Origin of the sequence: Pseudoalteromonas sp. NZS71 (genome assembly GCF_015864715.1) — a bacterium.
GTDB classification, from domain to species: Bacteria; Pseudomonadota; Gammaproteobacteria; order Enterobacterales; family Alteromonadaceae; genus Pseudoalteromonas; species Pseudoalteromonas arctica.
In genome coordinates this window covers 94812-107745 of the sequence record NZ_JADYWS010000007.1, presented here as the reverse complement: position 1 = coordinate 107745, position 12934 = coordinate 94812, and the positions used below count along the sequence as shown (strand labels likewise).

The following is a 12934-nucleotide window of genomic DNA, read 5'->3' as shown; positions in this document are numbered from 1 at the left end:
TGTTTACGAGCGTTAGTGCTGTAAATTATGGCGCTGATTGTTATTATAATCAAAACTATATAAGCACAAGTCAATTGTATGAATGATAAGCTCTCACATTACAAACAGCAAGTTAAGTCCTTTATACGCCAGCAACCTGGTTGGTGGATGCAGTATTTTAATCGGTGTATAGACGATCAAATAACGGTTAATGCAGGTTACCTTGCTTACGTAACCCTTCTTTCTTTAGTGCCATTAATTGCGGTGGGTGTTGCTATATTTTCAGCTTTTCCGGGCTTTGAATCTACTCGCATGGAAATTGAGAGCTTTTTGTTTACTAATTTTGTACCTACCTCTACCGATGTTATTAGAGAGCATATTAGCTCCTTTGCCGGTAACGCTAATCAAATGACGGCAGTAGGTATTGGCTTTTTAGCTGCAATAGCCTTGCTGTTAATACGTAATGTAGATGCCACATTGAACCGAATTTGGCGCATAAAGAAAAAGCGCCCAATGATGATCTCATTTGCTGTGTACTGGATGGTTTTGAGCTTAGGGCCTATGTTGCTCGGTGCCAGTATTGGTGTTACCTCTTATATTGTATCTTTGGTGTCTTTTGCTGATCAGGGGATTCCTGGGTTTAGCGGGTTTTTGTTAAAGTTATTGCCGTATGGAATTTCGATGGTGGGCTTTATTATGCTCTACACCTTAGTGCCTAATACGCGGGTGTCGTTTAGGGCGGCAATACCTGGCGCTTTTTTTGCGGCACTTTTATTTGAGCTGACTAAAAAAGGGTTTGCACTTTATATTAGCCATTTTCCGTCATACGAAGTTATTTACGGCGCAGTAGCAACCATTCCTATTTTGTTTGTATGGGTGTATTTGTCGTGGGTAGTTGTTTTGCTTGGCGCTGAATTTACTGCGTGTATTAGTCCAAATGATGTACCAGAAACACCAGAGCTTGAACTAGAAGATGATGAACCAGCAATAAAGGACACAGTTTAAATGCAAGGTTTAATACAACGTGTAAAGCATGCCAAAGTAGAAATTAACAACCAAGTAGTAGGTGAAATTAGCCAAGGTATATTATTGTTGCTGGGCGTTGAAAAACACGATGACAAACAAACGGCCGATAAGCTTTTACACAAGGTAAGTAATTATCGTATTTTTACTGACGAAAACGACAAAATGAACTTAAGCCTTAAAGATATTAAAGGTGAGTTACTTGTTGTTTCGCAATTTACGCTAGCGGCTGATACTAAAAAGGGTATGCGCCCTAGTTTTTCATCTGCGGCAACGCCAAGCCAAGCTAACGAGCTTTACGAATACTTTGTAGCTCAAGCTAAAGAGTTGGGGCTTACAATAGCCACAGGTGAGTTTGGTGCCGATATGCAAGTAAGCTTGTGTAACGATGGGCCCGTTACGTTTAACTTATCTGTTTAAGTTTTTGGTTACCACGACAATATGATTTACATAGCCCGTAATTTTTTGCGGGCTGACGTTACAACCAAATACATCGAGTAATAGCTGCTGAAGTTGTTTTAATTGCGACTCATGCTGCGATAAAAAGTTAATAAATAGCACGCCGTCGTTATTTAAAGCTGAGTAGATTTTTTTATAAAATGCCTCTTCAAATAAAAATCGAGGCGCATCTATCTGGCTAAACAAATCTAAAATAATCCAATCAATATTTTGCACACTTTTTAAAACCTGTTGCGCATCGGCGCACAGCAGTTGCTCATTTTTATTTGACGAAAAAAACTGGGTATAGCAATCAATAATATCGGCGTTTTTTTCAACCGATGTTATTTGTGCTTTAGGGTATTTGTGTTGTAAATAATTACGAATTGCACCGCCGCCAAGGCCGAGTTCTAACACTTTTTGTGGCGGCTTAAGAGTCTGCCAGTGCTTATCTAGGTACAATAAGTGTGGAAAAAGTAATGAATCCGGGCTATTTGAATCAATAACAGATTGAAGAGTGTCGTTAATAAGTAACCAGCGTAACTGCTCGTGCTCACGTACTTGAATGTGATCGCCACTGCATTTATGCCAATAGATTAACTGACCAATGCTGTGGCTATTTTCAATAAATTGATCGCTCAGCAAACCCGTCAGTGAATTTATATAATTGATTTTTTCAGTCATATCCTCAGCATAAACTAGCAACGTTAAAGCGCAATGGCCTTTGCCATTATTTTTTTACGTTATTTTACAGCCATCACCAAAGTCGTATTTGCAGTTTTTTTAAGATGGAGTATGGTATTTGCCATAATAATGCCAATCAATTTAATTATTTTATTTTTTTAGCTTGGTAGATAACCAATACTATTAGTATAGCGCCGTAGCCTTCTTTTGACTTTTATTTACGGCTTATATAACAACAGGAGTATGTATGTTTCAGGTAAGCACCCCACAAAGTAGCGAAGATTGGCAAGCGTATTACCAATTGCGTTGGCAGGTATTACGCGCGCCTTGGGGCGAGCCTCGAGGCTCTGAACAAGACGATATGGAACAAGACTCTGAGCACCGCTTTATAAAAAATAAAGAAGGCGAAGTGCTAGGTGTAGCACGTTTGCACTTTAACAGTCATGAGCAAGCACAAGTGCGCTACATGGCAGTTGCAGAGGGGAACCGTAATCAGCATATTGGTAGTCGTTTGCTTCATGAGCTTGAAAAAATAGCATGGACACAAAATGCCGATGAACTGGTTTTGTTTGCACGCGAACGTGCGCTTGAGTTTTATAAACGCCACGGTTACGAATTAAAAGAAAAAGCGCACTTAGCGTATGGCGATGTACAACACTTTAAAATGGTAAAGCAAAAACCGTGTGAGCCAGGCTGGTTCCGTCATCCAAATTGGACGCAAGTACTACAAAATACGTGGCGTGAGTCTATTCCAATTAGTGACGCGATGGGTATTAAGGTAGAAAGCTATACCGATTGGCAATTTACAACCAGCGCCGACCTAGACGCTAACTTAAACCTACATAACACCATGTTTGCAGGCTCTATTTATAGCTTGGCCACGCTAACAGGTTGGGGCGCTACGTACTTAGCACTTAAAGAAGCTGGGCTTGAGGGTAATATTGTATTAGCCGATGCTAACATTAAGTACTTAAAGCCGCTTACTACCGACCCACGTGGTTGTGTTGATATACAAACCTGTAAGGGCAAGTTAAGCGATTTAGAAACCGATGGTAAAGCAAGTTACGTAGTGCCTGTAACTATTTACGATGGTGATAACGTGGTTGCAGAATTTGAAGGGCAGTTTGTAGTAAAAAAATAACTGTTTAGCTGTTCAAAACACAAAAAAGCCAAGCGATGCTTGGCTTTTTTGTGCGTAAAACTTAGGGAAGTATTACAGCAGATCGGTTAATAATATACCTACACCAATACGTTCTACATCCGCATTGTAATCAATTAAGCTTTCGCCATAACCGTTAAAGTATTGTGCATAACCACGAACGCGGCCCCATAAAGGAAACGACCAGTCGAGTTGAATTGCACCACGATTATCTGAATTTAAGTTGTTACGTGTCATAAAGCTAAATTCATGGTCATGAAAACGATACGCGCCGCTAAACTCAAAGTAACCCATGTATTTATATATGTCTGGGTTGTCGTCGCCATTGGCTTCTAAAATATCTTCTTTTTCGTCCTCAGCTATTCGGTACCAAGGTTTAAAGCTAAAAACAAAGCCTCTGTTTTCCCAGATAAAGTCTGCATAAATACGGTTCCACGAACGTGAGTTTGGTTGGCTTCGACCATTTGATTGATGCGAAATACCTAATGCGATTGCCATTTCGTCGCCCCATAATACGTTTTCTGGGTCGAGGTAATTTATCCAAAATATCTCTGGTTCGTAGTTGGTTTCACGAAATGGAGAAGAAATTTCTGAGTTATAAATCTGCCAATATGATTGCAGTGTAAAGCCAAAAAATATGGCTTGGTCTTTATCCGAAAAATCATCGTAAAGAGGCACTTTTATCGATAGCTGGTATTTTGCTTCTAAGTTGTCGAGCGGTTCACCGTCGTTATCGTCGGTTAGTGCATCAAAGCCATCAAATGGGCGATCGTTTGGGTGTGATACGTACGAAAGAGGTAAAATATAGTTACGCTTATGTGGAGTAATTACATTTCTATTTTTTTTACCAACTTCTTCACGAGCTTGGCGTTTATCAAGCGCGGTAAGTTGTTTGTTTTCTTCAAGAGCTGAACACTTTTTACGAAGATCGTCTAATGTTTGTTTACCATCTCCGCCAATTACCTCATTTAAAATACACTGCTTTACAAGTTCGATGTCGTTGTCTTGCTCATTTGTAGCAACTTCTTCTTGTGCGAAGGTAGCTGTACTTATTAAGGCAGAAAGTGTGATCCAGTGGCGCCAGCTCATTGTAATTCCTTGTGAGTTTGGGTTGTTGTATGCGTTAATTTAATTATAACGTCTTTTTACATATGTAACGGTGAACTTTTACTGAATTTGTATTTATAACAAGTTCACTACGTATACAAAGTAAATATAGATCAGAAAAAAAGCGGCCTAAGCCGCTTTTTTAATGCACATTAACTATTTTGGTTAATGCGCTCTCACGCAATGAGAAGGGTGAGCTAAAGCTCAAATACGTTAGTAAAAAACTTATAAAGCTCGGTGCCTTGGTTAACACTCGCTGAGGCAAAGTGCAAAATGGCAATTGCATCGCAATCGAGAGTAAGTGTTTGCAGTGGTTGCTCGCTTAAGTAGCGCTCCATTCGCAAAATATTGGCAATAGGCTCACCGGCTTTAATGTGTCCGCCAAGCGGGGCTATGTATTCAACCATGCCGCCAATAGGGGCGTAATAAGCAAAGTAGTCATTTAAATTACATGCATAGCGAGTGATATTAGCTGGCGTATGCGGCGCGTTTTGCAGTACGCCTTTGTGATTTAAGTAACTTAAAATGCTGTTAGCATCGTTTAGTGCTTCTTTTAAGTCTATTTTTTCTTGGCTGCCTAGCTCTACAGTAAATGCTTCTACAGGTATTGATAATTCGCGACCTTGCCCACTAAGTGCATCACTTAAATGCCACCATGGGCAAAAGTTAGCTTCATCCATTGCACCGTCAAAATCACTAGGAATAAGCAGTACATGTTCAATATTAAAGTAACGTGCGCTGTCGGTTGCATAGGTTGGGCAGTACAAATGTTTGCTTGAAATAGGACCTGTGTGTAAATCGAGTACTATATCAGCTTGATGAGCAAGCTTTTGTAGGTTAAGCGCAATGCGTTTACCCGTATTAAGTAAATAAGCAGGGCCGTTAAGTTTGTTGTCTACTTCTTCAATAAGCGCCTGTTTGAAGTTACTTTTTAATGTGGCGTCATCATACTGAGTATGATTTTGTGCAAACTGTGCCACTAAATTTTTATTGTAGTGATACATGCGATTCCAATTAGTGCCCGTAATCGGATCGAACCTGCCAAGGGTAAACTCGCCAGATTTTTGATTACAACCAATTGGGTTAGCATAAGGTACTAATGTAATATCGCCATTAAGGTTTAGGTGTTTTAATTGCTCAAGTAGCTGAAAAATAACTGCGTTACCTTGCACTTCAGCGCCATGCATATTGGCCTGAACATAAACACTAGGCCCTGTGCCATCGCCTTTTAAACGATACACCGGAATTGTAAGCGGTAAGCCGTTTGCAACTTCCCCTACTACAATGTTCTCTTGGCTGATGTGTGTTGTATTACTCATGCTTATTACCTTAAGTAGTGGCTGGCATTTTCGGCTTGGCGAACACAGGTAAGTTCACCGTTTTGCAATGTGTACTCAGCGGCGAGCTCGTGGCATAAAAAATACGGCATACTTTCGGTAAAGCCGTAAGCACCGCATTGGCTAAACACTAGCCAGTCGCGCTCATTTAAATCGCTTGGCAGGTTATGTTCACCCAAGCAATCAAGCGCTGTACAAAGTGGGCCGTATAAAGTGACCGCTTGAGTTTTAGCACTGGATTCACGCAGTAATGCAGCAGGAAAGTCTTGGCTGGTAACAGCAGGGCGTAATAAGTGATTTATACCGCCGCTTAAAATGACTTGCTGTTGATTATAGTTTTGTTTGCGCTCTATTACTGGGTTTGCGTAATGACCGCATTCGCCAACGGCATAGCGGCCAAGTTCCATCCATAGCTCTTCTACACCCGCATCATTTTTAATTTTAGCGAGCGCAGCAATTAAGTCATCCCAATCAAGTGTTGCTTCATTTTGTGTATAAGGAATACCTAAACCGCCACCTAAATCGAGAATTTTAAGGCTAATATTTAAATCGCCGGCAAGTTGACTAAGTGGTGCAATCATTTGTGACCACAATTCGCTTAGCTTTTGTGTGCTAAGCATGTTTCCCCACTGAAAAATATGTAAGCCGTCAAACTTAAGTGCAGGGTAGTCGGTTACATTGAGTGCTTGCCACTCATCACAACCCAAACCAAACGGCGTAAGGCTGTCGCCGCCCAGTGGGTTTTTTTCACCCTCAGGCCAGCGTAATTGCACTCGCAGTAATACTTGTAACTGCGTATTTTGCAGCTGCGCTTGTTGGTTTAACCAACGTACTTGATTGAGGCTTTCGGCTACGAATATACGTACTCCGCGCTCAATAAAGTGTTTAATTTGTTTAGGGCTTTTTGCAGGCCCTGTGTTGAGCACGCGCTGTGAGCTAATACCTTGTGCTAGCACTTGCTCAAGCTCACCTTTACTTGCTACGTCAAAATTAAAGCCAGCGCTGTCTAAGCTTTGAATAATTTTAGACAGTGGATTTGCTTTTACCGCGTACCACAGTTTTACATCGGTTTGCGCAACTAAACGTGCAAGATGCGCGTTTAGTTGATCTAGGTCGTAAACAAAAAAAGGTGTATCAAGTTGTTGTGTAATCGTATTTACAGCGGTTTTGATAGGCGTGCTCAAAAAGCTCATTATCGTAAAACCTCTTCAAGCAATAACGATGCATCACTTTTTTCGTCGCGGTATTTAACAATTAACGCACACGACATGCTTAGGCCTTGCTCGCGCGCCCACTCGTTTGACGCAGGGCGAGAGCCTGGTATTACAATCGCGTATTCTGGGATTGGCTCGCCTTTATCTAGTTGGCGCTCGTTTACGCAGTCGTATACCGGAATAGTTGCTGATAAACGCACGCCTGGGGCAAGTACTGCACCTTTTTTAATAACTACGCCTTCAACAATAATACAGCCAGCGCCAATAAAGGCGTCGTCTTCTACAACTACTGGGCTTGCACCGATTGGCTCAAGTACACCACCAAGCTGAACTGCAGCACTTAAATGTACGTTTTTACCTACTTGTGCACACGAGCCAACTAATGCGTGGCTATCTACCATTGTGCCTTCGTCGATATATGCACCGATGTTTACATACGCTGGTGGCATAATAATCGTGCCTTTAGCCACATAAGCACCACGGCGAACACTAGAGCCACCTGGTACCATACGAACGCCATCGTCAGTACTAAATTCTTGCGGAGCTAAGTTATGTTTATCAACAAAACCACCTGCAAACTCAGTATTAGTGCCATTTTTGAAGGCATCCAAAATGCCTTGTTTTACTTCTACATTAGCTTGCCATTGGCCGCTTTCGTTTTGTGATGCTGCGCGTACTGCGCCCGATTCTAAATTATTTAATAGTTCTAACCAGCTCATTATAAAAACCTGTATTTAATGCCAAGATAAAATGGTGTTGTTTGCAGTTGTGATGCAATCGGTTTGAGTTAACTCAAGGTGTGTTAAAGGTGGACGAAGTTGCGGGCTGCTTAAGCGACCTTGCAAATGCATCAATACCTTTACGGGAATAGGGTTTGCAACAGCAAATAGGCTATTAATAGCGCTTGACCACTGGGCAAATAAATTAGGGTGTTGACCACTTAAGCTGCGTTTAACAAACTCGTGAGTTTGTGCGGGCCATGCATTTGCAGCTACCGACACCAAACCTTTTGCGCCAGCTTGAGCAAAATAAGGCATTAGCGCATCGTCGCCACTAAAAATAGCTAAATTAGGTGCAGCTTGGCGATAAGCTTCAAACTGAGCAATGCTGCCGCTCGCTTCTTTTAACGCCCATAAATTTTTATTATTTTGTAAGTTTTGAATTGTTGCCGTTGGAATGCTAACAGCACTTCGACCCGGTACGTTATAAAGCATACACGGGTGAACACTTGCATTAAGTAGGCTTTCAAACCAATGAGTTTGACCTATAGCGCCAGGCTTTGCATAAAGCGGTGAGCCAAGTAAAAAGCTATGAATTGGGAGTGTATTACAGTAGTTAACCCACTCAATTTGTTGCTTTAAGTTACTACCGCCCACAGCAACCATGAGTGGTACTGCTGGTTTTAGCTGGCATACGTGTTCAACAATGGCTTGTTGCTCTTTTAGCGTTAGTGCTAAACCTTCGCCCGTGCTGCCAAGTAGTAAAATACCGTTATGCGCTGCTTCTTGATTGCTAACCAGTTTAGTTAACGTGTTGTAGTCAACATCGCCGTGTTGATCAAATGGCGTTACGAGCGCGGTCCACAATGAGTAGTCGTTTAAATTGAAGTTGTTGATCATCTCTCACGAACTTATAATTTGTACCAACTTTATTAAAAACGTGATCATTTTAGCGATAACTAATTTAATGCAATTGGTATTATTCGAAGAGTTAAAAAGCTTTATGGAAGGAGCCGCATTAACGTCGTTCGAACTAATAATTCGAAGAGCGAATGGGCTTAAAATAATAGGGCGCACGGCCTTAATATTTAAGACCAGAAGCTCTCCACCAAACTAATAAGCTGCTTTTATAAGCAGCTATTGGTGACAGTCGCTAGGGTTCAACCTAGTCGCCCGAAATAAACACCTCGCAAAAGTGGTTACTTCTCGGCGTTAATTCCCCTCACGTATGCTCACTGGAGTTTGCGCTCCTAACATACGCTACCTGAATAACGCACCTCTTCTAGCCCTTTACACCTGTTTGTAGAGTAAAAACTTACAAACCTGTGCAATTTAAATAGGGTAATTACGGCGATTAAAGCATTTTAGCCGTCTAGGTGTCAAGCGACTAAATGCATATTCATTCATCCATAATGGGAGTGGTTACGTATTGGGTGCTTTTCTCGTACACTAGCAATATAAGTAGTGAGGTATTTAATTAGTATGGAAAAATTTAGCGATATTTATAAGCGAGCGGTAGAGCGAAAAGGCTCCGAAAAAATGCTTAAGTTATTACTTGCAAAACCGCTATCTAAAAAACAACTAAGCACGTTAAGTGACGACGATTGGCTTGAGGAATTTACTCGAAAAGTATTTCAAAGCGGCTTTTATTGGTCAGTCATTAATAATAAGTGGCCAGGCTTTAGAGAGGTTTTTTGGGATTTTAGCGTTGATAAGTTATTAATGATGCCACCTGATATGCTGGAACAAAAAGCAACGGATGAGCGAATCGTTCGTAACTATAAAAAAGTAAAAACAATTACCGAAAATGCTTACATGATCCACGAAATAGCAGGGGAACATGGCAGTTTTAGCCAGTTTGTCGCTAATTGGCCAGCAGACGATATTATTGGTTTATGGGCGTATTTAAAAAAACATGGTTCGCGTTTAGGCGGAAATACAGGACCTTATGCGCTACGAGCACTTGGTAAAGATACTTTTTTACTATCACGCGATGTAGAGAATTACTTACGTGCTCATAAAATTATAGACGGCGGCTTACAAACTAAAAAATCACTGAGTGCTGCCCAAGCTTTTTTTAATGAAATGCAAAAGCAAAGCGGCTTAAGTATGCAAGAGTTAAGTTTAATTGTTGCTTATGGCGTTGGTGACAACCGTGTTGGTATAAGTCAGCAATAATAGGAATTACCATGAAATTAGTGCCAAGATACACAGACATTACGGAAAACTTTGCGATAGAAGATTTCCCTGCAAGTGTTGCCTTTCCTCAGTTATTACTGTGGAACGAGAGCTTAGCAAAAGAGTTTAATATTAACGTTGCAGCTGATTTGCGTGCTAGCACTTTTAGCGGTAACGAAAAACAGGCGATTCCTGCAGTAGCACTTGGTTACTCTGGGCACCAATTTGGACATTTTTCACCACGTTTAGGCGATGGGCGAGCGCATTTACTGGGCGCTATTAATGATGATAAAAACCAGTTGTGGGATATTCAATTAAAAGGCTCTGGTGCTACTCCTTACTCAAGAGGGGGAGATGGGCGTTGTGCTCTTGGTCCTGCTATTCGTGAATACGTAATGAGCGAGGCAATGCATGCACTAGGCATTAAAACCACACGCTGCTTAGCGGTTGTTGGTAGTGGTGAAACGGTTTATCGTAATCCGCCACAAGCAGGCGCCATAGTGACTCGTTTAGCAACGAGCCATATTCGTGTTGGCTCGTTTCAATATTTAGCGACGCAAGGCGATGTTGAAGGACTTAAAAATTTAGCCGATTTAGCTATAGAGCGACACTACCCAGAAATAACGGATACAGGATCGCAGCGCTATTTAGCATTTTTAGGCGCTGTGATTAAAAACCAAGTTAAGCTAGTTGTGAGCTGGATGCGTGTTGGCTTTATTCACGGAGTAATGAATACCGATAATACGCTAGTAAGCGGAGAAACCATTGATTACGGCCCGTGTGCCATGATGAATAGCTTTGATTTTGATACTGTATTTAGCTCTATCGACAAACAAGGTCGGTATGCATTTGGTAATCAACCTAATATAGCTAACTGGAACTGCGCACGCTTAGCTGAGAGTTTAATACCGCTTATTAGCGATGATGACGAGCAAGCGGTTTCATTAATGACGCCATTTATTAATAGTTTTGCTGAGCAGTTTAATACTGAGTTTACGGCTATGTGGGCACAAAAACTGGGTTTAAATGAATCTAGCGATAGTAGTGGCGAGTTAATAGCAGAGTTGTTAACGCTATTAAAAGATAATCAGCTCGATTACACCAATACCTTTGATGCGCTTACTGAATCCTTAAAAGGAGAAAAAAGCGTACCTGAGTCATTAATTGAATGGAGAGCTAAGTGGGTAAGTTTAACTGACGATAATAGTTATGAAGTAATGAGAGCGGCAAATCCTCGTGTTATACCGCGTAATCATGTGATCGAAGAAATAATTGCACAATATAACGCTACTGGGTCTAGTGAGTTGCTACAGCGCTTTATAAAAATAGCCAGTAACCCGTATTCTGACAGTGAAAAATTATCAGAATTTCAGGCTGCACCGATAAATGATAATGATTACCAAACTTTTTGTGGTACTTAATACTTAACTTTGAGTATAACTACATGATTAAAAAGAGCCATTTTTTAATCAAATATGTGCATATACCTAGGGTAATGTTAATTCTGGTGGTATTATGCGCCGAATTAAAGCCAAGCAATATTTCTTTGCATTTATAAGTGCATTTAATTTAATTGCTCTTACATTCCTTGCTAAGTACTAATTTACAACAAACTACTATATTTATTTTTCAATAAAGTTTTAATTTCGCCTATAGTAAGTGGATGTGTGTTGTGACGAGGCATAGAAAAAAGTTATAAACTTTATTTTTCGTTAAGTATTGATTAACAAAGGCTCAGTTAGTCTATATAAAACTGATTGAGCTAGTATCGATTAGCTACAATTTAAAATTGTTCAAATGGGAAGAAAACAATGAAATTAAAATCACTTACAATTGCAATCGCGTTGGCTGCAACTAGCGCATCTACATTCGCTGCTGATAAAGAAGAAGGTTTCTACATTGGCGCATTTGGCGACTATTATGACGCATCTTGGAAAAACATGCGTGCTCAAGCTGGTCTTGATGTAAATGAATCAACTGGCTGGGGTGTTGAAGCCGGTTACCGTTTCAGTGATTACTGGAGCGCACGTCTTGAATATGCAGATATGGATTTTAATGCTTTTGATAAAGTTGCTGGCAACCGCAACGGTATTGATGGCGAGCGTTACGGTATTGATGCTCTTTACCATTTAAATGGCGGTCCTTTCTACGGTCTTTTCGGTATTAAAGAAATAGACGTAGTAGATGACAATACATTCTTAAATGCAGGTGTTGGTTACCAACATTTCATTACAGATGGCTTATTTGTAAATGCTGAAACAGCTGTATACCAAGGTCTTGACCGTGGTTACACAGATGTAGGCGCTAAAATTGGTATTAACTACTTATTTGGCCAAAATTCAGCTCCTGTAGAGCCAGTTAAACCAGCTCCAGAGCCTAAGGTAATTGAAGTAGCTGTAGCTCCTACAGATAGCGACAACGACAACATTTCTGATGCAGATGATAAGTGTGCTAACACACCTATGACTGATGCAGTTGATGGCACTGGTTGTACTTTATATGAAGATAAAGAAGTGACTGTAAGCTTATTAGTGACTTTCCCTAACAATGCTTCAGCAGTATCTACTCAGTACTTAAACGATATTGAAAAAGTATCTGCATTCTTAAAAGATTACCCAGATACAACAGTACTTTTAGAAGGTCACACTTCTTCTGTAGGTAAAGCAACTTACAACAAATGGTTATCGAAAAAACGTGCTGATGCAGTAGCTAAGCAATTAGTTTCTGATGGCATTGCTAAAGACCGTATTACTACAGTTGGTTTAGGTGAAGAGCGTCTTAAAAATGATGCAAACACTAAAGCTGCAAACGCAGAAAACCGTCGTGTAGAAGCGCATATCAAAACTATCAAAAACGTTAAAGTTTTACGTTAATTAAATAGTTTGTAATAAAAACCCAGCCAAGTGCTGGGTTTTTTTATGGCTGTAATAAATTAATATTGTTTAATGGTAATGATTCTTACTTAACAAGTATTCATGAAAATAGTTTTTACTACAACCACTATTCATAGTATTTATAATCGGTATAATCAGTTGCGTAACTGGATGGATTTTCATCTATCCATAAAAGCTTTATAATTACGCGTTAGAATACTAT

12 protein-coding genes and 1 riboswitch are annotated in these 12934 nt (G+C 40.4%); of the genes, 6 read left to right on the top strand and 6 right to left on the bottom strand.

Annotated features, from left to right (window positions below; all coding sequences use genetic code 11):
• Positions 1–78 precede the first annotated feature (78 nt).
• Together I6E85_RS06465 and dtd are read left to right on the top strand one after the other, a co-directional pair.
• Complete coding sequence (locus I6E85_RS06465; protein WP_024589536.1) at positions 79–984, top strand: virulence factor BrkB family protein; 906 nt, start codon at positions 79–81, stop codon at positions 982–984.
• Entirely contained in the window at positions 985–1422 is a 438-nt protein-coding gene (gene dtd / locus I6E85_RS06460; RefSeq protein ID WP_024589537.1) for a D-aminoacyl-tRNA deacylase, read from the top strand.
• On the opposite strand, the gene I6E85_RS06455 is transcribed toward dtd, so the two are convergent.
• Positions 1411–2124, bottom strand: a complete 714-nt coding sequence (locus I6E85_RS06455) for a spermidine synthase (protein WP_024589538.1) — start codon at positions 2122–2124, stop codon at positions 1411–1413. The two genes, dtd and I6E85_RS06455, sit on opposite strands and share 12 nt — an antisense overlap.
• Positions 2125–2371: 247 nt before the next feature.
• On the opposite strand from I6E85_RS06455, the gene I6E85_RS06450 reads away from it, so the two are divergent.
• Complete coding sequence (locus tag I6E85_RS06450; RefSeq protein ID WP_024589539.1) at positions 2372–3265, top strand: bifunctional GNAT family N-acetyltransferase/hotdog fold thioesterase; 894 nt, start codon at positions 2372–2374, stop codon at positions 3263–3265.
• A 72-nt stretch (positions 3266–3337) separates the two neighbouring features.
• Here the strand turns inward: I6E85_RS06450 and I6E85_RS06445 are convergent, their stop codons facing one another.
• The 5 genes from I6E85_RS06445 to dapA form a co-directional block, all read right to left on the bottom strand.
• Positions 3338–4372, bottom strand: a complete 1035-nt coding sequence (locus I6E85_RS06445; protein WP_002958796.1) for a phospholipase A — start codon at positions 4370–4372, stop codon at positions 3338–3340.
• Positions 4373–4587: 215 nt separating this feature from the next.
• Positions 4588–5709: a succinylglutamate desuccinylase/aspartoacylase family protein gene (locus I6E85_RS06440; RefSeq protein WP_024589540.1), complete on the bottom strand. Its 1122-nt coding sequence runs from the start codon at positions 5707–5709 to the stop codon at positions 4588–4590.
• A gap of 5 nt (positions 5710–5714) precedes the next feature.
• Positions 5715–6920, bottom strand: coding sequence for a PLP-dependent decarboxylase (locus I6E85_RS06435; protein WP_024589541.1), 1206 nt, complete (start codon positions 6918–6920; stop codon positions 5715–5717).
• Positions 6920–7660, bottom strand: a complete 741-nt coding sequence (locus I6E85_RS06430) for a 2,3,4,5-tetrahydropyridine-2,6-dicarboxylate N-succinyltransferase (RefSeq protein ID WP_007376223.1) — start codon at positions 7658–7660, stop codon at positions 6920–6922. Before I6E85_RS06430 ends, I6E85_RS06435 begins: the two co-directional genes overlap by 1 nt.
• 15 nt (positions 7661–7675) lie before the next feature.
• Complete coding sequence (dapA, locus tag I6E85_RS06425) at positions 7676–8560, bottom strand: 4-hydroxy-tetrahydrodipicolinate synthase (RefSeq protein WP_024589542.1); 885 nt, start codon at positions 8558–8560, stop codon at positions 7676–7678.
• A 190-nt stretch (positions 8561–8750) separates the two neighbouring features.
• A riboswitch (Lysine riboswitch) is annotated at positions 8751–8950 on the bottom strand.
• 192 nt (positions 8951–9142) lie between these two features.
• Between dapA and I6E85_RS06420 the strand changes: the two genes are divergently transcribed.
• From I6E85_RS06420 to I6E85_RS06410, 3 genes are all read left to right on the top strand, one after another.
• The gene (locus tag I6E85_RS06420; protein WP_024589543.1) at positions 9143–9838 is read left to right on the top strand and encodes a DNA-3-methyladenine glycosylase I; all 696 of its coding nucleotides are present in this window, start codon (positions 9143–9145) and stop codon (positions 9836–9838) included.
• A gap of 11 nt (positions 9839–9849) precedes the next feature.
• Positions 9850–11259 carry a YdiU family protein gene (locus I6E85_RS06415; protein WP_197236726.1) on the top strand — a complete coding sequence of 470 codons (1410 nt, stop codon included), beginning with the start codon at positions 9850–9852 and terminating at the stop codon, positions 11257–11259.
• A gap of 390 nt (positions 11260–11649) precedes the next feature.
• Positions 11650–12711, top strand: coding sequence for an OmpA family protein (locus I6E85_RS06410; RefSeq protein ID WP_024589544.1), 1062 nt, complete (start codon positions 11650–11652; stop codon positions 12709–12711).
• Positions 12712–12934: the final 223 nt, after the last annotated feature.

Bases quoted from the DNA above. Each gene is read 5' to 3' on its own strand.
- I6E85_RS06450 (WP_024589539.1), top strand. From the start codon at position 2,372: ATGTTTCAGGTAAGCACCCCACAAAGTAGCGAAGATTGGCAAGCGTAT.
- I6E85_RS06410 (WP_024589544.1), top strand. From the start codon at position 11,650: ATGAAATTAAAATCACTTACAATTGCAATCGCGTTGGCTGCAACTAGC.
- I6E85_RS06415 (WP_197236726.1), top strand. From the start codon at position 9,850: ATGAAATTAGTGCCAAGATACACAGACATTACGGAAAACTTTGCGATA.
- I6E85_RS06465 (WP_024589536.1), top strand. From the start codon at position 79: ATGAATGATAAGCTCTCACATTACAAACAGCAAGTTAAGTCCTTTATA.
- dapA (WP_024589542.1), bottom strand. From the start codon at position 8,560: ATGATCAACAACTTCAATTTAAACGACTACTCATTGTGGACCGCGCTC.
- I6E85_RS06445 (WP_002958796.1), bottom strand. From the start codon at position 4,372: ATGAGCTGGCGCCACTGGATCACACTTTCTGCCTTAATAAGTACAGCT.
- dtd (WP_024589537.1), top strand. From the start codon at position 985: ATGCAAGGTTTAATACAACGTGTAAAGCATGCCAAAGTAGAAATTAAC.
- I6E85_RS06430 (WP_007376223.1), bottom strand. From the start codon at position 7,660: ATGAGCTGGTTAGAACTATTAAATAATTTAGAATCGGGCGCAGTACGC.
- I6E85_RS06435 (WP_024589541.1), bottom strand. From the start codon at position 6,920: ATGAGCTTTTTGAGCACGCCTATCAAAACCGCTGTAAATACGATTACA.
- I6E85_RS06455 (WP_024589538.1), bottom strand. From the start codon at position 2,124: ATGACTGAAAAAATCAATTATATAAATTCACTGACGGGTTTGCTGAGC.
- I6E85_RS06440 (WP_024589540.1), bottom strand. From the start codon at position 5,709: ATGAGTAATACAACACACATCAGCCAAGAGAACATTGTAGTAGGGGAA.
- I6E85_RS06420 (WP_024589543.1), top strand. From the start codon at position 9,143: ATGGAAAAATTTAGCGATATTTATAAGCGAGCGGTAGAGCGAAAAGGC.